Annotated in this window: 15 protein-coding genes; 8 read left to right on the forward strand and 7 right to left on the reverse strand. The window is 64.2% G+C overall.

Annotated elements, in window-relative coordinates; all coding sequences use genetic code 11:
- Positions 1-43: 43 nt before the first annotated feature.
- From NKL06_RS08100 to NKL06_RS08120, 5 genes are all read left to right on the forward strand, one after another.
- The gene (locus NKL06_RS08100; protein WP_023692196.1) at positions 44-802 is read left to right on the forward strand and encodes a PP2C family protein-serine/threonine phosphatase; all 759 of its coding nucleotides are present in this window, start codon (positions 44-46) and stop codon (positions 800-802) included.
- Complete coding sequence (locus NKL06_RS08105) at positions 799-3,210, forward strand: serine/threonine-protein kinase (protein ID WP_023692197.1); 2,412 nt, start codon at positions 799-801, stop codon at positions 3,208-3,210. Before NKL06_RS08100 ends, NKL06_RS08105 begins: the two co-directional genes overlap by 4 nt.
- Positions 3,211-3,221: 11 nt before the next feature.
- Positions 3,222-3,683 carry a DUF1036 domain-containing protein gene (locus NKL06_RS08110; protein ID WP_023667922.1) on the forward strand — a complete coding sequence of 154 codons (462 nt, stop codon included), beginning with the start codon at positions 3,222-3,224 and terminating at the stop codon, positions 3,681-3,683.
- Positions 3,680-6,076: a M23 family metallopeptidase gene (locus NKL06_RS08115; protein WP_023692198.1), complete on the forward strand. Its 2,397-nt coding sequence runs from the start codon at positions 3,680-3,682 to the stop codon at positions 6,074-6,076. The genes NKL06_RS08110 and NKL06_RS08115 overlap by 4 nt, the downstream gene beginning before the upstream one ends.
- A gap of 265 nt (positions 6,077-6,341) precedes the next feature.
- A complete protein-coding gene (locus NKL06_RS08120) occupies positions 6,342-7,946 on the forward strand; it encodes a caspase family protein (protein WP_245267101.1) in 1,605 nt (534 codons plus the stop codon).
- An 88-nt stretch (positions 7,947-8,034) separates the two neighbouring features.
- Here the strand turns inward: NKL06_RS08120 and NKL06_RS08125 are convergent, their stop codons facing one another.
- On the reverse strand, positions 8,035-8,571 hold the full coding sequence (locus tag NKL06_RS08125; RefSeq protein WP_023692200.1) for an OmpA family protein: 537 nt from the start codon (positions 8,569-8,571) through the stop codon (positions 8,035-8,037).
- A 229-nt stretch (positions 8,572-8,800) separates the two neighbouring features.
- Between NKL06_RS08125 and NKL06_RS08130 the strand changes: the two genes are divergently transcribed.
- The gene (locus NKL06_RS08130) at positions 8,801-9,361 is read left to right on the forward strand and encodes a DUF6931 family protein (protein ID WP_023692201.1); all 561 of its coding nucleotides are present in this window, start codon (positions 8,801-8,803) and stop codon (positions 9,359-9,361) included.
- A 58-nt stretch (positions 9,362-9,419) separates the two neighbouring features.
- Here the strand turns inward: NKL06_RS08130 and NKL06_RS08135 are convergent, their stop codons facing one another.
- From NKL06_RS08135 to NKL06_RS08145, 3 genes are all read right to left on the reverse strand, one after another.
- Positions 9,420-10,676, reverse strand: coding sequence for a caspase family protein (locus NKL06_RS08135; RefSeq protein WP_245267102.1), 1,257 nt, complete (start codon positions 10,674-10,676; stop codon positions 9,420-9,422).
- Between the two features lie 44 nt (positions 10,677-10,720).
- Entirely contained in the window at positions 10,721-11,827 is a 1,107-nt protein-coding gene (locus NKL06_RS08140) for an OmpA family protein (RefSeq protein WP_023692203.1), read from the reverse strand.
- Positions 11,828-11,966: 139 nt separating this feature from the next.
- Positions 11,967-12,608: a ThuA domain-containing protein gene (locus NKL06_RS08145; protein ID WP_023692204.1), complete on the reverse strand. Its 642-nt coding sequence runs from the start codon at positions 12,606-12,608 to the stop codon at positions 11,967-11,969.
- Positions 12,609-12,866: 258 nt separating this feature from the next.
- Here NKL06_RS08145 and NKL06_RS08150 point away from each other — a divergent pair, with 258 nt between their 5' ends.
- Entirely contained in the window at positions 12,867-13,511 is a 645-nt protein-coding gene (locus NKL06_RS08150; protein ID WP_023692205.1) for a YjbE family putative metal transport protein, read from the forward strand.
- Positions 13,512-13,524: 13 nt separating this feature from the next.
- Here the strand turns inward: NKL06_RS08150 and NKL06_RS08155 are convergent, their stop codons facing one another.
- Entirely contained in the window at positions 13,525-14,910 is a 1,386-nt protein-coding gene (locus NKL06_RS08155) for an FAD-binding oxidoreductase (protein ID WP_023692206.1), read from the reverse strand.
- A 228-nt stretch (positions 14,911-15,138) separates the two neighbouring features.
- Here NKL06_RS08155 and NKL06_RS08160 point away from each other — a divergent pair, with 228 nt between their 5' ends.
- Positions 15,139-16,203 carry a LacI family DNA-binding transcriptional regulator gene (locus NKL06_RS08160; protein ID WP_023807536.1) on the forward strand — a complete coding sequence of 355 codons (1,065 nt, stop codon included), beginning with the start codon at positions 15,139-15,141 and terminating at the stop codon, positions 16,201-16,203.
- Here NKL06_RS08160 and NKL06_RS08165 read toward each other — a convergent pair.
- A complete protein-coding gene (locus NKL06_RS08165) occupies positions 16,191-17,150 on the reverse strand; it encodes an alpha/beta hydrolase (protein ID WP_023692208.1) in 960 nt (319 codons plus the stop codon). The genes NKL06_RS08160 and NKL06_RS08165 overlap by 13 nt on opposite strands.
- 37 nt (positions 17,151-17,187) lie before the next feature.
- The gene (locus NKL06_RS08170) at positions 17,188-18,336 is read right to left on the reverse strand and encodes a Gfo/Idh/MocA family protein (protein ID WP_023692209.1); all 1,149 of its coding nucleotides are present in this window, start codon (positions 18,334-18,336) and stop codon (positions 17,188-17,190) included.
- Positions 18,337-18,584 lie beyond the last annotated feature (248 nt).

Raw genomic sequence — 18,584 nt, forward strand, 5'->3', positions numbered from 1 at the left:
ACTGGCCAGGCACGTCAGCCAAGGCGTTGCGGAGCGTAGGCAAGTGAACGATGCCGCCTTTGAGAGCTACGGCGTGAGCCACAAGGGCTGCGTGCGCGACCACAATGAGGACAGCTTCCTGGTCGAGCCGCGGATCGGCCTCTGGGTGGTGGCCGACGGCATGGGCGGGCACGAGGCCGGAGAAGTCGCTTCGGCAAGCATTGTCGAGCATCTGGCGACGATCGGCATCGCCAGTTCGGCGCCGGATCTGCGCGCCCGCTTTGAGGATCGGCTGAACCGGGCGCATGCCGAGATCCGCCGGATTTCGCGCTCACGCGGCGTGACCATCGGCTCCACCGTTGCCGCACTGCTGGCCATGGACGGCAGGTTCGCCTGCCTGTGGTCGGGCGACAGCCGCGTCTATCTCGTGCGCAACGCCGCGATCTCGCAGATTTCGCGCGACCACACCGAGGTCCAGGAACTGCTCGACAGCGGCGCGATCAGCGCGGCCGAAGCGGAGAACTGGCCGCGCCGCAACGTCATCACCCGCGCCATCGGCGTCAACGACGAAATCGCCATCGACTTCCAGCAGGGAGAGACCCTTGCCGGCGACATTTTCATCCTCAGCACGGACGGCCTGACGGCGCATGTCAGTGACGCGGAGATTGCGGCTGCAGTGCTCTCGGCAGCGCCGCAGGCTGCCTGCGAAAAGCTGCTTTCCATGGTGCTTGAGCGCGGCGGCACGGACAACGTCACCATCGTTCTGGTCAAGATCAGAGACAAAGGCAATGGCCTGTCCCGAGCAGAAGGCCGCGACCGATGAGCTCCGACGACAAGACCCGGCTATTGCCCAACATGGCGGATACCAGCGTCGGCACGCAGCTCAGCGGCATCTACGAGCTCGACGAACGAATCGCGTCGGGCGGCATGGGCGAAGTCTATCGCGGCCACAACATCCAGACCGGCGATCATGTCGCGATCAAGATCGTGCTGCCGGAATTCGCCCGCGATCAGACGATCCTGTCGCTGTTTCGCAAGGAAGCCTCGATCCTCAACCATCTGTCGCATGACGCGGTCGTGCGCTACCACGTCTTCACCATAGATCCCGGCATCGGGCGGCCCTATCTGGCGATGGAATTCGTCGACGGCCAGTCGCTGTACGACGTCATGCGCGGCGGGGCGATGGCGACTCCGGATGTGCGCAAACTGTGCCACCGGCTAGCCTCGGGCCTGAGCGCCGTGCACCAGGCCGGCGCCATCCACCGCGATCTGTCGCCCGACAACATCATCCTGCCGGGCGGCCGGGTCGAGCGGGCAAAGATCATCGATTTCGGCATTGCGCGATCGGCCGCGGTCGGTGGCGAGACGCTGATCGGCGGCAAGTTTGCCGGAAAATACAATTACGTCTCCCCCGAGCAACTCGGGCTCTATGGCGGCGAGGTCAGCGAACAGTCCGACATCTACAGCCTGGGGCTGGTGCTGGCGGCGGCGCTGCGCGGCAAGCCGATCGATATGGGCGGCTCGCAATACGAGATCGTCGAAAAACGGCGGACCGTCCCTGATCTCTCCGGCATCGATGCCGATTTCAGGGACATTGTCGAAGCGATGCTGCAGCCTGACCCGGATGATCGACCGGCCAGCATGGCCGAAATCGCCCGGTTGACGCGCGACGACAGCGACGCGACCTTGCCGCCGGCATCGCTCGCGCCCCGGCCCGGTCTGCCGCGAACCGGGCAGACCGCAGGGCCTGTCTCGAAGGTCGGGGACTCGCCGGCCCAAGGCTTCGGTTCGGCCCCGCCAAGCGGCACGGCGGAGCCGTCTTTCGTGCCGCACGTGCGCCCGGCGCACCTGTCGCACCCGAAACCGGCTGCTGAAACTCCCAAGCGAGCAAGCACACCACCGAAGCGTGCTACTACAGGCAGAAATCTGACGATCGCGGTGCTGTCGGCGGTGGCCGTGGTATCGCTTGGAGGGCTCTATGCATCGGGTATCGTGGGATTCGGAGACCGGCCTCGCGTCACCGACACCGGCAAGCCGCTCCAACCCGAACTGACAAAGCCGATCGTCGCTGACAAGCCCGTTTCGGACACTGCGCCGGTCGAGAAGACGGTGCCAAAGCCGCAACCAGCGGAGACTCCGGCTGAAGATCAGGCCAAAGCGCCGGTCGAGCCGCAGCCGACGCCGCCAGTCGCGTCGAGCGCCACGGCCCCGCTGCCGGCCGCACCAACCGACAAGACCGTCGCGCTGCAACCGCCATCCGGCCCGTCACAGTCCGATGCCGCGAAGAACCCCGAGCCTGTCAGTCCGCCGGTAGAGCCCAAGGCGACAGCGCCAGCCACGCAAACACCTGAACCGACGGCCGAGGCCCCCAAACCCACAGCACCGACGCCGGAACCCACCGCTCAAGCGCCCGAGCCCAAGGCGCAGGCGCCTGAACCGACCGCGCAGGCGCCCAAGCCGGACACGCAGGCGCCTGAACCGACCGCGGAGCCTAAGCCGAGCCAGCCCGATATCGCCAGCGGTGAGCAGGCCGACAAGCCGGCAGAGCCCGACATTGCCATGAACGTGCCCAAGCCGGAGGTGCCGCCACCGGCCGATGCGGCCGCGGAGCGGGTCACCTGGGTACGCGCCTTCAATGGTGGTGATTGTTTTTTTGCGACGGTGACGTCGGCCGCCGACAAGGGCGTCGCGATCGAGGGCTTCGGCACGTCGGTGCCACCCTTCGAACAGTTGCTTGGGGAATTCCAGGCGAAGTTCCATGTCGAGCCGGATATCAGCGTCCGCCTTATCCAGCCCCCGCAATGCGGGATCACCGGCTTCCTGCGTTTCATGGGCGCGAGCACGGCCGACAGGCCGCAGCTTGTCCTCGACCAGACATCGGTGCCGGACGGCTCGCCGATCGACGGCACGCTGATGACGCATGGCGGGCTGGTGTCGAGCGTGTTCCTGATCGACCACAGGGGCATCGCCTTCAACCTCGACGATCATGTTGTCGTACAAGCCGACAAGGCGACCTTCTCGATCCCGATCGGGCTCGGCGCCGCCGACAAGGCGGCAGGCAAGGCGTTGCCGCAGATCATCATGGTGATCACCGGGCCGCAGGACATTAAGGCGGCGGACTTCACAACGCCGACGCCGGCCTCGGTGCTGTTGCCCAGGATACTCGACGAGATCGGCGCCAGGAGTTCGGCATTTTCGGCGACCGCCAAATATTTCCGCCTCGGCGGCTAGCACCGACGCCGATGCAACGTCGTCGCCGAGATCCCGTCCTGCTTGCCCGGAACGTGCGGGTGAAGCTCGCCGCGAGCGCGGTCGCGACGCTGTTGCTGGCGCTTCTTTCCACCGGGCAAGCGCGCGCCGAATTCACCGTCTGCAACCAGACGCTCGATGTCGTCAATCTTGCCGTCGGCCAAAAGGTCGACGATGCCGACCAGACCGATGGCTGGTGGACCATCGGCGCCAATCAATGCGTCAACGTCATCCGCGAGGAGCTGACCAACCGCTACATCTACATCTACGCGACGGATGTGTTCGGCCACGCCATTCTGGCAGGCTCCACCGACATGTGCATCGAGCGGCGGCGGTTCTCGATCCGCGGCATCGATGAATGCTGGCAGCGCGGCCATATCGCGGCGAAGTTTCTCGAAGTCGACACCCAGGAACAGGTGCGCTGGACCTTCTTCCTGACCGGAAGCGCGCCGTGACGCACAGCATCGACACCAGCTTCAAAGCAAAGAAGCAGGCGCGCGCCGCGCTGCGCAGGCGCAGGATCTGGCTCGGGCTGGCGGCTGGCCTGGCGACAATCGTCCTCGCCGCGATTGCCACCGGCTTCTATCTTACCGCCGACTACTGGTCGTTCGGCGACGAGGACGAGGAACTGCATGCCGTCGAAGGCTCGGACGACGTGCCGGCCGACGCATCGGTCTACGTGCCGGCCATCATCGACCTTGCCGGCGACCCGATGTGGATCACACTGGCGCCGGAGGCCGGCGCCGCGAAGAGCAGCGGGATGCCGCGCCCGGCGGAGCTCGACCAGGCCGGTATCTCCCCTCAGATCATGGTTCTCTCCGACGTGATGCTGAGCGCCAGCGAAAAATTCATGACGACGATCCCCTCGACGCAAGAGGATTTCGCTTTCTTTCAGGCGCAGCGGAAGACCGCGGTCGCGCCACCCGCCGAACCCAGCGATCCGCAGAATGACCTGCAGAACGATCTTCAACCATCGCCTGGCGCGGACGGGGCTCCGGCGGCCTCCGGCCCAGCTCCTGACCCGCAAGCCGCTCCGGGTGCATCGGCGGCGGCCGATGACCCCGAGGCCGGCTGGGGCGAGACCATCGATGAGGGCGAAGCAGCACTCCCCGCCTTTCAGAAGACACCGGTCGAAAACAACACCAGCGTTGCCACCGTCAGCTCGGAATACCAGCGCTTCGAGGCGACCCAGGACATTTTCGTGAAAATCCTCAACGACCGCAGCCTGGACAGCGTGGCGCTCGATGCGCATTTTTCCGCCGACGACGCAAAGCTTGCCGGCGAGGCGCTGAAGGCGCTGTTCGACAAGGACGGCCTGCAGCCTGGTTATGTCGTGGCGATGCGCGGCTTCAGGCCGACGCGCGAGACCACGACGATGTCGCTGATGCAGGTCTCGATCTATGCCAGGAACGTCTTTGTCGGCACGCTGACACGCAACGCGGCCGGCGCCTTCGTGTCGGGCGTCGACCCCTGGGTGCGCGAGGACCTGTTCAATTATTCGGGCGCCGAGACCGAAGGCACGCAGAAACGGCAATACCGCCTGCTCGACGCGATCTATTCGACGGCGGCCCGCAACAATGTGCCGAGCGGCATCATCGGCGAAGCCATCATGTATCTGTCGCGGGGACAGGATCTGGATGCTTTCGCCAGCGAGGACCAGCGTCTTGTGCTGATCTATTCGCAGACGCCGCGCGGCAAGAACGAGACCGACGGACGGGTGCTCTATGTCGGTATCCAAGGCACGCAAAAGAGCTTGGATTGTTTCGTTTTCCAGCAGAGCGACGGCCAGTTTTCCTGCGTCTCGGGCGATGACCAGGTGCGCTCGCTGACGGTGGCCAACGGCATGGTGACGCCGGTCAACGGTGTCATGACGTCGACCTTCGGGCCGCGCAAGCATCCGATCCTGGGCGTTGTTCGCATCCACAAGGGCGTCGACTGGGCAGCACCCGTGGGGACCCCGATCGCAGCAGCCTTCGACGGCGAGATCATCTTCCAGGGCGACGGCGGCGGCTACGGCAATGTGGTCAAGATCGCCCATGGCGGCGGCCGCGAGACGCGCTACGCGCATATGTCGAAATTCGCCATTGCCAGCGGTGTCGGCACCAAGGTGAAGGCCGGCGACATTATCGGCTATATCGGCACCACCGGCCTGTCGACCGGGCCACATTTGCATTTCGAACTCTATCAGAGCGGTCAGGCGATCGATCCGCTCGGAACAGTGACCGCTGCAATCGCCGTCACTTCCAGCGATCCCGCCGTCGAAACGCTGACCGACCGTATCGTCCACGTCGAATCGGGCGGTAGCGCGCGGGCCAAGAACCCGCTGTCTTCGGCGACAGGCGCCGGCCAGTTCATATCCAAGACCTGGATCCGGATGATGAACACCTATCGTCCCGAACTGGCGCGCTCGCTGTCGACCGCAGACCTGCTCGCTTTGCGCTACGACGCCACCATCTCGCGTGAGATGGTGCGCAATCTGGCGCGCGAGGGCGAAGCCTATCTCAAGGCGCGTGGCCACCAGATCACCGCCGGCCGGCTCTATCTCTGCCATTTCCTCGGTATGGAAGGCGCCCATCAGGTGCTGGCGTCGCCGGGATCGGCGCAGTTGAGCGCCGTGCTCGGCTCGTCCGTTATCCAGGCCAACCCGTTTCTTGCCGGCAAGACCGCCAGCTACGTCGTCGACTGGGCGGAACGGAAGATGGGCCGCAAATTGCCGACGCCCGCCACCACCGATGCGGGCCAGCAGACGACGACGGAAGTCCGCCAGACATCGCCGGAGTTCGAAAAATACAAGCAGGCGATAACGGCAATGGTCGGCTCGATCCAAAATACTCTTGAGCCGGGCTAGAGCTGGCAGTTCGCCCCGGCTTTCGCCAAGCCGATTGGTTCTGAGGCCGGCGAATGGTATGTTTGCGGATATTTGGGAAGGTTTTTGGGTCCTTGTGAACCAAAACTGTGGCTGGGATCACATACGCCCAACAGCCATTTTGGCAGAAGCGATACAGTCGCTGGTGAAATTTAGCATGCACAGCCATCAATAACGCGCCCCATTGGGGCGGAGGGCCGATCCCATGAAAGCGTTTGCCGTCCTTTTGAGCGGATTTTTTCTGTTAATGCTGACCGCGCTTGGCACCGTCCAGGCGGCGGCGCCGGATGCCGGTGGCGTCAAACGCGTCGCGCTGGTCATCGGCAACAGCAAATACGTCCATTCCGTCGAGTTGCCCAATCCGGCCAATGACGCGCATCTCATCGCATCGACGCTGCGCAATGCCGGCTTCGAGGTGATCGAGGGTGTCGACCAGGACAATGCCGGCATGCACAGCCTGATCAGCAAATTCACCGAGCAGTCCTACGATGCCGACCTCGCCGTCATCTTCTACGCCGGCCACGGCATGCAGGTGGACGGCAAGAACTTTTTGATCCCGGTCGACGCCGAATTGACGTCACCTGCCTATCTCAGGACCCGCACCGTCCAGATCGACGACTTCATGGCCGCATTGCCACCCGACCCGGCGGTCGGCGTCATCATCCTCGATGCCTGCCGCGACAATCCGCTGGCACGCACACTGGCGGCCGCGATGCCGAAGACCCGCTCCACCGCGCTGGGCACCGGCCTGGCGCCGATCGACCCTAAATCAGAGGGCGTCGGCACCGGCGGCATCCTGATTGCCTATGCCACCGACCCGGGCGCCATCGCCTTTGACGGCAACGGCGTCGACAGCCCCTACTCGACCGCGCTCGCCAGGCACCTGACCGAACCCGGCGTCGAGATCCAGAGCGCGCTGACGCGGGTGCGCGGCGAAGTGGCCGAGACCACGCAAGGCCGCCAGCGGCCATGGCACAACGCATCGCTGGGCCGCGAGGTCTTCCTTGGCAAACCGGCCGCCGAAGCCGTGCCGGTGGCCGCCGACGACGCTAACGCCGCGACAGCGCCCGCCCCTGCCCCCGTCACCAGAGAACCGCCTTCGTGGGAAGTCGAGCAGCGCCTGTGGGACGAGGCCTCGAAGCGCAACACCGCGCCATTCTACGAAGCCTATCTCGAACAGTTCCCGAATGGCCGCTTCGCCACGGTGGCGCGGCTCAACATCGATGCGCTGAACGATCCGAAAGCCCAGGAACGGGAAGTCGCCGCGCTTGCTGCGGACGAAGCGAACTCGGGTTCTGCCGTGCGCACCTCGGTCGGCATTTCGGACGACATGAAGAAGGTGCTGGGCACCGAGGCGACGGAGAACGCGATCGGTCTCGATCGCCAGGGCCGCATCGACCTGCAATTGCGCGTCGAGGCGCTGGGCAACGAGCTTGGCCGCGTCGACGGCAATATCGGCGCCAAGACCCGGCAAGCGATCGGCGACTGGCAAGCGGGGAACGGGCTGCCTCCGACCACCTTCCTGACGCGCGAGCAGCTGGCGTTCCTGGTTATCCAGACGGATCCGATGATGGAGGCCGTGCGTGCCAAGCATGAGGCCGACCAGGCCGGCGTGGACAAGCCGAGAAAACAGGTGGTGCAGAAGGCCCGCACGCTGAAGCCGGTGGTGGAAAAGCCACGCAAGAAGCAGTACGCCCAGAAGCCGCGCCGGCAACAGCAGTTCGTGCAGAAAAGGCGCAACCGGGAGGTCGTGCGCGAGGATGAGCCGCCGCCGCGGGACAACAATGATTTCCTGACCAAGGCGCTGATCTTCGGCACCGGCGTAGCGGTCGGCGGCGTGCTCAAGAACTGATCGGTCATGTCAAACAACAAAAACGCCGCGTGTCCGTTGGACGCGCGGCGTTGTGTTTGACGACGGCCGGAAGACGCAGCCGGCGACGCTACTGCGCCTTGATCCGCATCTCGACCCGCCGGTTGACGGGATCGTAGGGATCGGGATTGCGTGGATTGGCCTCGCCGAGACCGACCGCCTTGATGCGGGTGCCTTCAATGCCGTTGGATTCGAGGAAGGCCGTCACCGACTGCGCTCTGCGCTGCGACAGCCCCTCATTGTAGGTCGCCGAGCCGGATGCGTCGGTATAGCCTTCGACGACGAAGGACAGCTTGCTCAGCCGATCGTCCTTCAGCGCCTTGGCGAATTCGTCGAGTTCGCTGCGCGCCTTGGCGTCGAGCTCGGACGAATCCAGGCTGAAATTGATCAGCATATCGAGGCCGGTCTTCTCCGGAGGCTTTTCTTTCTGGCCGGTCTTGCTCTTGCACTCGTCCTCGGTGCCGACACAAATCCCGCGTGCCGCGCCGTGATCGATCGTGCCGGCAAAGAACTTCACAATGTCTTCCGATTTCTGAAGTGGGTCGGCATAGACGTGGGTCGAGAAAAGCACGGTCGCCAATGCCAAGACTGAAATGTGCCGCTGCATAACGGTTACTCCCGTTTCGAGCATCCGATTTTCACTCAGGCCCGATCCATGGATCCGGGCCAACTCTTCCTGTTCGACAATGATCTGTCGAGATCACGGTCGGCTGTGGAATATACCAAACCGTGAGGCGTTTGTCTGTGAACAACGTCATGGACATGTGGTGGTCGACAGACTTGACCCACGCCTCGCAGGCGGGTTGAGTGAGGGCTGGGGGAGGATAACAGCAGCGATGGTCAAGGGGCTTCGATTCCAGACCGCACGCGATCTCTTCGCCGCGAACACGGCTGTCGCCCGGGACATGACGGCCGTTCCGACCGACCAACCCTCGCTCGAGTTCTGCCGCCGGCTGATGGCCGGGCGCATCCCCGAGGAAGCGATTACCTTTTGCGCCTATCTCCTGCCTGACCGGGCCGCAATCTGGTGGGGCCATGAGTGCCTGGGGCATCTGACCGAGCTGCTCGAAGAGCAGGACCTCGCAACGCTGACACTGATCCAGGAGTGGGTCGGCGACCCCAACAATGCAACCCGCCGGGAGGCTGTCGCCGGGGCGGCGATGACGCAGCAGCACACGCCTGCCGGCTGGATCGCGCTCGCGGCGCAACGGCATATCAGCGGCCTGGCTGCGCAGAACGGGTCGGGGCTGCGGCCGCTGCCGGCTGCGCACGCCGTCAATACCGGTATACTGGCCGGACTGGCGCGGGTTGCGGTGGCGGACCGTTTCTCCGTGCTCACCGCCTTTGTCGAAATGGGCATCCATCTGGCCGAAACCGAGGCGCTGCGCCGAGCCTGATTGCTCTGGATCGTGATGAGATTTCATTGAAATCTGATCCAACCCATTGTTGGCGGTCTCATTTGCAGCCGTTTTGCGCCCATTTGCCGAGCGCCACCTTGAAGCGCGTGCCCAGCGGGTGTTGCAGGCGCAACACCAAGACATCATTGGTGACGTAGGTCTTGGCCTGATCGCACAGCCGCTCCTCGGTCCATTGATGACAGTTGCTGCACTGGTTGTCCCAGACGGACTTTTCCAGGCCCTCGACCGGACTGAAGTGCGGCTTGCCCTGGATGAGTTGGGCGATGCTCTTGCCGTCGATCGCCGGGTCGCCGAAATTGACCGGAACGTCGAAAAGGACTGGCGCGTCCGAGCCCAGCTTCGGAATTTCCTCACGCAGCTGTTCCAGCGGCTGCTCGCCGGCGTCCGTACCCGGCGGATTGGCGGCCGCGCCGGTGCGCGCCTGCGTATCGCCTTCGGGCGCAGCCGCGCCGGAATCGCCGACGATCAGCGGCGCCTTGAGATCGACCTTGTGAAGCACGACATCGGTGGTCAGCGAAACGTTGATCCAGGGCCGCTGGCGTCCGGCTGTGGCCTTGAACACATCCGACGTCACCCGGTTCATCGCTTCGGTGATCGAGACGTTGACCTCGCCGATATGCGCAAGCAGCGCCGCCGAAAACGGCGAGTGCTCGCCCGGTCCGTCATAGGCGAGCTGGTTGGGACTGGCAGCGAAGGCGACCAGCGTGCCGGCGCCGCCATTCTCGATCGGTATTTCGGCAAGGCCGCTGCTTGCCGTGCTGTCGCCGCCGGTCTCCTTGGCAAGCACATCGGCGAGCGGGTTGTCGCGGCAGGCGTCGAGGAACACCAGCCTGATGCTGGTCTCGCGCGACATCTGCCGCAGGATGAAATCCACCTGCACGGCTTCGAAGTCCAGCGAGGTCTCGTCCTCCAGCGCCGCATCGACAGGCAGCAGGTAATTCCTGCCCGAGACCTGCAGGCCATGACCGGCATAGAAGAACAGCGCGATATCGGCGCCACGCACCTGCCTGGCGAATTGCGCGATCTTTTCCTGCGTCTGCGCCTTGGTGAGATCGAGGCCGGAGACGATTTCGAAGCCCAGCCCCTTCAGGCGATCGGACATTGCCTGCGCATCGTTCACCGGATTGGGCAGCACCGGCGCGTTCCGGTAGTGGGAATTGCCGAGCACCAGGGCGATGCGGCGTTCGGCACTGGCCGCGGTCATGGTAATGGTCATGGTCAACGCAAGCGCCAGCACGGCGAGGCCGATGCCGCGCATGAAGTTGCCGCAACTTGCAATCATGTCCAAACGCACCGGATTCCTTTTCGGTTGACGGGCCTTCTCAGTTAAGGACCGGCTTAGTTGGAGAGCGGCGTGGCGGAGAACTCGATCCGCCGGTTCAGCGCCTTGTTCTTCGGCGTATCGTTCGGCGCCACCGGCTTTTCCTCGCCATAGCCGGAAGCCGTGATCTGCGCCGATGGAATGCCCGCAGCGATGATCGCGTCGGCGACCGCCTTGGCGCGCCGTTCCGACAGGTTCTTGTTGGCCGTCGGCGAGCCGTCGGAATCGGTATGGCCCGAAACCTCGACCTTCAGTTTCGGACATTTGCCGACGACGCCGACCACCTCGGCCAGCAGCGGGCGGCTCTTTTCATCGAGCCGAGCGCTGGCTGGGCGAAAATAGACGGCGCCGGTGCGCGACAGCACCTCGAACCTGTTCAGGCATTCATCGTCGCTGAAGGACGTCTTGCCTGCATCTGTGGCGACCGGCCCGGCATCGGCTGGGGCTGCGGCTGCGACGGCAGGCGCCGCCGCCGGCTTGGCCCCGTCAGCGGTGAAGACGAAGTCGAACGACACCGAAGCCGTCGGCACGATGCTGCTGACATTGGCCGCCTGCTGGAGTTTTTCGATGTTGGGCAACAGGCCGAAATCCTCGACATGCACGGCGACCGGCGCCTCCGAGGCGATCGACACCATGCTGTCGGTGATCATGGTGACGACGACATTGGCCTCAAGGTCCTTGTCGACGCCGTGCAGGCTCAGGCGAAACGGGATATGCGCGCTCATGCGCCGTTTGGTGGCGAGATCGGCAAAAGCGGCGGGATCGACTTTCGCCGTCACTTCCGCCGTCGGGAATTTGAAGGTTTCGAAGAACAGGAAGCGCATGCGGACATTGCGAAGGTCGATGCCGGTGTCGACCGAGTTGAGGTCGAACGTGACCTTGGCGGCGCCATCCGATGTCAGCGTGCCCGAGAGGTTCCTGATCTTGTTGGTTTCGACAATGGTGTTCTTCTTCACCGATTGATAGGTGAATGTCGAATTCGCCGGATCGAGCGTCCAGTTCGGCTGCGCATTCGCAACTTCCGGCGCAAGCAGCAACAGGCCGAACACCACGACCACCAGAGCCGGCGGACGCCAGCGCTGCGACGGCTTTCCATGCCTTACTAATCCGACGACCCCGAACATGCATGCCCCCCGTGACAACACATTTCAGTTGCGATGACGGCGGTCGAACGTCGTCACCTCAGCCACCATAGTGCGTTAGCCGCGGCTTAGCGAGTAGCGGAGGCGTGATATCGCCGTTGCTTGCTTGGACAGGCCCCGGTTACCGGCTGGCCCACAGCACCCCACGCTCGAAGATGGTGCGCATTTGCGGCACGGAAAACTCATCCGCGGTGTGGCCGAGCGCGCTGAAGAAGACGCGGCCCTTGCCATAGCGGCGCTTCCAGACCACGGGCATGACGACGCCGTCGATGAAGTCGAGATGCTCACCGCTGAACGTCGTCGTCGCCAGCACCTCGTTGCTCGGGTCGACCTGCATGTAATACTGCTCGGAATGGTAGGCGAAACCCTCGATACCCCTGACGATCGGATCGTCGCTGATGATGTCGACACGGTAGTCGATGATGTCGCCGGGGTGCGCGACCCATTGGCCGCCGGTCATGAACTGATAGTTCGGCTCGTTGCGAAAACTGTCGCCCATTGTGCCGTGGAAGCCGGCAAGGCCGGTTCCGCCGCTGACGGCGGCGGTGAGGTTTTGCAGCTCCGGTTTCTCGATCGTCGACATGGTGATCACCGGCACGATCAGATCGATGACCGGGAGCTGCGGATCGGCGAGCGCGGATGTGCCCTCTTCTATCCGCACCTCGAAGCCATGCCCGGTCAATATCTCGCTGACGACAGCGGCGCTGCGAGCCGGCGTGTGGCCTTCCCATCCGCCCCAGAAAATCAGTGCCGTCTTGCTCATGCTCATCTCTCCTTTGGTCGGCAATATTGATAGGCAAGCGGAACGCTTTTGTCTTCCTTCCATGATGGGCATTCTGGGACGGGCATTTCTGGTCGGAAATCACGACCCGGCGATGAATTCCCGTGGATGAGGACCGATTGGCCGCGCTGGCGTCTTGTTTCAATGCCGGGCTGCACTCAAATCAGCTGTCTTCGCGTTTGCGCAGACATCGGTCCGATGCGCCCGCAACCAGCCGGAGCCTTCCGGGGAGACCGCTTTATGAGTTTCGACCAGACGACTGTCGCCGCCTATCTGGAAGTCATCACCATCAACCTTGTGCTCTCTGGCGACAATGTCGTGGTGATCGGCATGGCGGCCGCAGGCCTCGCCAAGGCGTTGCGGCAGAAGGCGATCATCGCCGGCATTGCCGCGGCGGCGGTGATCCGCGTCGTCTTTGCGGTGATCGCGGTGCAACTGCTGGAAATTCCGGGGATCATGCTGGTCGGCGGCATGCTTTTGTTCTGGGTGTGCTGGAACATGTTCCAGGAGTTGCGCTCGGCCGGCGACGGCGAGGACGTCGACACTGAAGCCGCAGCACTTGCGACGGCGCGGCCGGCCAAGGCGCTGCGCACCGCGATCCTGCAGATCGTCGTCGCCGATGTCTCGATGTCGCTGGACAATGTGCTGGCCGTGGCGGGCGCCGCCGCCCACGACATGAATGCGCTGGTGTTCGGTCTCATCCTGTCGGTGGTTCTGATGGCGGTCGCCTCGACGCTGGTGGCGGCGCTGCTTGCCAGGTATCGCTGGATCGGCTGGCTCGGTCTGGCAATCATCGTCTATGTCGCGGGAAATATGACTCTGGACGGCGTCGAGCAGATGAGAACGGTCGACTTACACGCGCTGCTCTCGCCAGTTGCAAGCTAGATTCTCCTGGCGATCAAATGATATCGAAAATCCGCCCTGGGTTGAGAATGTTGTGCGGATCGAACGCCACCTTCAGCCGGCGCATGGCTGATATTTCGGCGTCGCTGCGCACGAGGTTCAGCCATTTCTTCTTGTCGAGGCCGATGCCGTGCTCGGCCGAGACGGCGCCACCGCATGCCGCCACGCCGCGATAGATGATCTCATAGGCGGCCGCCGGTTCCGTGGTGTCGACCTGATAGTGCAGATTGCCGTCGCCGAGATGGCCGAAGACGTAGATCTCGGCGCGGCTGTCGACGGCGTGGATCGCGGCTTCGGCGTTGCGCAGGAAACCCGCCATGGTCGCCAACGGGATGCTGATGTCGACGCCGATCATGCCCTCGATCGCAAACAGGAAGCGGTTGGCCTCTTCGCGCACATCCCATAGCGCACGGAATTCGCGCGGCGACTGCGAGACGACCACGTCGGCGACGATGCCGTCCTCGACCGCCTGCATCAGCACCGAAGCGAAACGCTCGCCGTCCAGCTCGGCCTGGTTGCCCTGGATCTCGGCCAAAACATAAACCGGCGCGCCGGCAGGCAGCGGCGCCGGCGCGGCCATGCCGGCAATCATGGCGCCGTAGAGCGGCGAGAAGTTTACCTCATAGGCCGAAAGCAAGGGCCCGAGCCGCTGCTTGAGCAACCCCAGCAACGCAATCGCCGCCTCCAGCGAGCCAAGGGCGCAAAAGGCGGCAACCTCGGTGGCGGGCTTGGGATGCAGCCGCAGGCAGGCGCGAGTAACCACGCCCAGCGTGCCTTCGCTGCCAATGAAAAGCTGGTTGAGATCGTATCCCGAATTGTCCTTGGCCAGGCCACGCAACGAAGTCAGGATCGAGCCGTCGGCAAGCACGGCCTCCAGCCCCAGCACCTGGGCGCGGTACATGCCGTAGCGCAGCACGCGAATGCCGCCGGCATTGGTGGCGATGTTGCCGCCGACCGTCGCCGTGCCGCGCGCGCCGATATCGACGCCGAACATCAGGCCGGACGCATCGGCCGCTTCCTGCACCATTTGCAGCGGCGCGCCGGCTTCCGCGATGATGGTTGCCGCGGCGCCGTCGGGCGCTTCGACCGCGGTCATGCGCTCCAGCGACAGCACTGCTTCGCCCGGCTGCACGCGCGCGCCGCCGGCCAGCCCGGTGCGGCCGCCATGGACGACCAGCTTCTGGCCGATACCACTGCATAGGCGCAGGATTTCGGCGACGTCGGCGGCGTTGCGCGGACGCAAGACCAGTTCGGGCTGGCCGCCGCCCTTGCCGGAGAGGTCGTCGCTGTAGCGCGGATCGATGGCATCGCCGATCACAATCGCGGCGGCATCGAGCCGACGATAAAGCTGGGAAAGAAGCCGATCGATCTGTTGTGTCATGGTGCCTGGACTGTTTCAGCGCTCTTTGTGACCGAGACTTTGATGCGCGACAATTTTCGCGTCAATTGAACAAATTTTACGCACGGTATAATCTGTCATTGCGCGTTGAACCCACTGACGTTTCCTGTAAATTTCGTCTGCCGTTGCGTGGCGGACGCGCCGGCTGCAGGACCCTGGGCAGCGTCAAGGGATGACCGAGGTTCTGGCGCGTGCCAGACGAGGGATTGAATGCCGATGACGCACAAGACGATGGAGGATTTCGCCCGCTCCTGCGGCGTCTCCAGGCCGACGCTGTCGAAATATTTCGACGATCCGACCAGCGTCAAGCCGGCAACGCGCAAGCGCATCGAAGAGGCGTTGCGCTCATCCGACTACCAGCCCAATCTGTTTGCCCGCAACCTCAACCGCAAGCGCACCCGCGCCATCGGCATTGTCGTACCGACGGTCACCGACCCCTTCTATTCCGAAATGGTCAGCCGCATCGAACTTCGGCTGCGCGACGAGGGCTACTGGCCGATCGTCATCTCCTCGCATGGCTCGACCGAGCTCGAAATGGAGGCGACACGTACCATCCTGTCGCTGAAAGTTTCGGGCGCGCTGATCGCGCCGCTCGGCTTGCGCTCGGACCGGCGCACGCTGGAGAAGCTGACCCAGACAATGCCGGTCGTCTATTTCGATACCTATCTCGAAGGCGGCACGCCCTTTGTCGGCAACAACAATGCCCAGAGTGTCTCGACCATCGTCGACTATCTCTGCCGCTCCGGCGACGCCCCGGTCTATTTCGATATCCCGCATGTCAATCACAATTCGCCGGAGCGCCTGAACAGTTACGTCGCCGCGATGCGTCAGCTTGGCCAGGAGCCGGTGGTTATCGGCAACACCCGAGACTACACATGGGATTTCGAGCGCATCGGCTACGAGCAGATGGAACAGATGCTCGGGGCCAGCGGCCTGCCGGGCAAGACCGGGGGTCTGCCCGGCAAGACCGGGGGTCTGCCCGGCAAGACCATACTGTGTGCGAATGACCGCCTGGCCTTCGGCGTGATGGCGGCAGCCTTCGCGAAAGGGCTGAAGATCGGCCGCAAGGCCGATTGCGACCTGCGTATCGCCGCCCATGACGACCATCCGCTGAGCCGCTACACCTGCCCCGCACTGACCACCATCGCGCAGGATTTTGCCGCCATGGCGGGGCGCAGCGTCGAGACACTGCTCGCTTTGCTCAACGAGGATACGGCCAACGTCGCGCCGAAGGTCAGCCTCGACGCCGCCCTGGTGATGCGTCAGTCCGCTTGAGCCTTTCCAAAGGCAGGATCGAAGCTTCGCCACGCGGCAATGGCGGCGGCAACCGCCTGTCTCGCTGCCGGGCCGTGACGGCCCATCGAGACGAAGCCGTGGATCTGACCGGGCCAGTGTTCCAGCACGACCGGCACGCCGGCCTGCTGCAGACGCCTGGCATAGGCCTCGCCTTCGTCGGCGAGGATGTCGCGACCGGCGATGGCGATGAAGGTGGGCGGCGCACCGGCGAGGCTTTCCGCCTTCAGCGGTGAGGTACGCCAGTCGCCGATGTCGGCGGCATTGCGGATATAATGGTCGCGGAACCAGGCCATGGTCGAGGCGGTCAGGCCAAAGCCTATGGCGAAGCGGCGATAGCTGTCCGTCGTCTGCCCGGCATCGGTGTTGGGATAAAACAGCAGCTGCGCTGCCGGCGGATTTTTGTCCCCCCGCGTGAGCAGGCCGAGCACCGTGGCGAGATTGCCGCCCGCGCTGTCGCCGGCAACCGCGATGCGGGCAGCGTCGATGCCGAGTTCGTCCGCGGCGCTTTGCATGAAGGCAAGTGCCGCTCGGCAATCCTCTATTGCCGCCGGGAATTTGTGTTCCGGCGCCAGCCGGTAGTCGACGGAAACGACGACAGCGCCTGCCTCGTTGGCGAACCAGCGGCAGATCTCGTCATGCGAGTCGAGATTGCCGATCACCCAGCCGCCGCCATGGAGATAGAGCAGCGCCGGAGCGCCTGCCGAAGGCGCGCCCTGCCCGCGATAGATCCTGAGCCTAAGTGGTCCGCCGGGTCCGGCGACGATGCGCTCGCTGAGTGCCGCTACCGGATCACGCTCGCCTTGCAGGTTTGGGAAGCCCTCATTGTAGGCACGGCGCGCCTGTTCAGGCGTTCCCGTTTCGAACGGCGGCGCGCCGGCCTGGCTGCCGAGCTCGAGCACATGCCGGGCCTCCGGATCTAGGGGCAACGGGGACGGTGGCGATGGCGTCACGGGCGAACCTCCGTCAGGCAAGCAGGGTTGCGGCTTCGTCTTCGCCAAGCAGCGGCGGCTGGTCGACCGTGCCGTTGACGGCAACCGAGCCACGGCTTTCGCCCGAAGCCAGGATCGCCTCCATGATCTCAAGCACATGCAGCGCCAGCTCACCGGAGGCGCGCGGCTTTCTGCCCGCGGCCAGCGCGCGCGCCAGATCGGCGACGCCGAGCATGCGGTAATTGGCGCGGTCGGGCGCGGAATAGGGCCAGTTGCGGTCGCCATAGAGTTCGCTCTCGCTGGCGAAATCGGCCCAGTCGGCGCCACGCTCCGACAGCGAAACGGTGCCGCCGAACGTGTCGGGGTCGGGCAGCCTGAGCGAGCCTTCGGTGCCGTGCAGTTCAATGGGATGGTTGGAGTGTTTGAAAACATCCCATGAGGCGCCGAAGGTGACGGTGGCGCCCGAGCGGAATTCGAGCAGCGATATTATGTTGGTCGGCGTGCCGACCTTGAATGTCGTGTTCTTGAACGGCCCGTCGGCCGTGATCAGCCTCTCCTCCTGGCCGCGCGTCGCCATCGCCATGACGCGCTCGACCGGCCCGAGCAGATTGACCAGCACGGTCAGGTAATAGGGACCCATGTCGAACACCGGACCGCCGCCGGGCTGATAATAGAATTGCGGATTGGGATGCCAGTGCTCCATGCCCCGTCCCATCATGAAAGCGGTGCCGGTCACCGGCTTGCCGATCGCGCCGTCATCCATCAGCCGGCGCGCGCGGCGGCCGGCTGCACCCAGGAATGTGTCCGGCGCCGAGCCGATCAGCAGGCCGCGCTTCGCGGCCTCGGCGACAAGGCGGCGGCCGTCGGCGGCAGAGGTTGCCAGCGGCTTTTCGGTGAAGACATGCTTGCCCGCCGAGAGCGCTGACAACGAAATATCGAAATGCGCCGCGGGGATTGTCAGGTTCAGCACGAGGTCGATATCGGGGTCGGCCAGCAGCGCGTCAACGCCCAGGGCACGGATGCCGTATTCCCTGGCGCGCAGCTCAGCCATGTCAGCGGAAATGTCGGCGCAGGCGCGTAGCTCGACACCACCGAAGAGCGCTGCATTGCGCAGATAGATCATCGAGATGTTGCCGCAGCCGATGACACCGATGCCGAGCTTTGTCTCTGATTTTCCGTGCATTTCCAGCTTTCCTCCCAAGCCAAGGGCATGCTGCGCAACCGTTGCAGTTCCCACGACCCCCCGCAATCCGCTATACAGGACTTTAAATGTTGACGCGCGTAAAATTTTTATAGAGCATGTGAGAGTTCTGGCGCAGGATTGGGAGGCCGCCAGCGTGAGGAGGAGAACATGACCGGCATGAAAAACGGCCGACGGCCGCTGCGAAGCCCGTGGGTCATGCGCGCTTTCCGTCGCGCATCAGAGACCGG

Origin of the sequence: Mesorhizobium sp. C268A, from assembly GCF_040324475.1 — a bacterium.
Lineage (GTDB): Bacteria > Pseudomonadota > Alphaproteobacteria > Rhizobiales > Rhizobiaceae > Mesorhizobium.

What these genes read in the sequence shown, in the direction of transcription:
- NKL06_RS08105 (WP_023692197.1), top strand. Translation starts at nt 799, where the DNA reads ATGAGCTCCGACGACAAGACCCGGCTATTGCCCAACATGGCGGATACC.
- NKL06_RS08110 (WP_023667922.1), top strand. Translation starts at nt 3,222, where the DNA reads ATGCAACGTCGTCGCCGAGATCCCGTCCTGCTTGCCCGGAACGTGCGG.
- NKL06_RS08120 (WP_245267101.1), top strand. Translation starts at nt 6,342, where the DNA reads ATGCTGACCGCGCTTGGCACCGTCCAGGCGGCGGCGCCGGATGCCGGT.
- NKL06_RS08125 (WP_023692200.1), bottom strand. Translation starts at nt 8,571, where the DNA reads ATGCAGCGGCACATTTCAGTCTTGGCATTGGCGACCGTGCTTTTCTCG.
- NKL06_RS08130 (WP_023692201.1), top strand. Translation starts at nt 8,801, where the DNA reads ATGGTCAAGGGGCTTCGATTCCAGACCGCACGCGATCTCTTCGCCGCG.
- NKL06_RS08140 (WP_023692203.1), bottom strand. Translation starts at nt 11,827, where the DNA reads ATGTTCGGGGTCGTCGGATTAGTAAGGCATGGAAAGCCGTCGCAGCGC.
- NKL06_RS08145 (WP_023692204.1), bottom strand. Translation starts at nt 12,608, where the DNA reads ATGAGCAAGACGGCACTGATTTTCTGGGGCGGATGGGAAGGCCACACG.
- NKL06_RS08150 (WP_023692205.1), top strand. Translation starts at nt 12,867, where the DNA reads ATGAGTTTCGACCAGACGACTGTCGCCGCCTATCTGGAAGTCATCACC.
- NKL06_RS08155 (WP_023692206.1), bottom strand. Translation starts at nt 14,910, where the DNA reads ATGACACAACAGATCGATCGGCTTCTTTCCCAGCTTTATCGTCGGCTC.
- NKL06_RS08160 (WP_023807536.1), top strand. Translation starts at nt 15,139, where the DNA reads ATGCCGATGACGCACAAGACGATGGAGGATTTCGCCCGCTCCTGCGGC.
- NKL06_RS08170 (WP_023692209.1), bottom strand. Translation starts at nt 18,336, where the DNA reads ATGCACGGAAAATCAGAGACAAAGCTCGGCATCGGTGTCATCGGCTGC.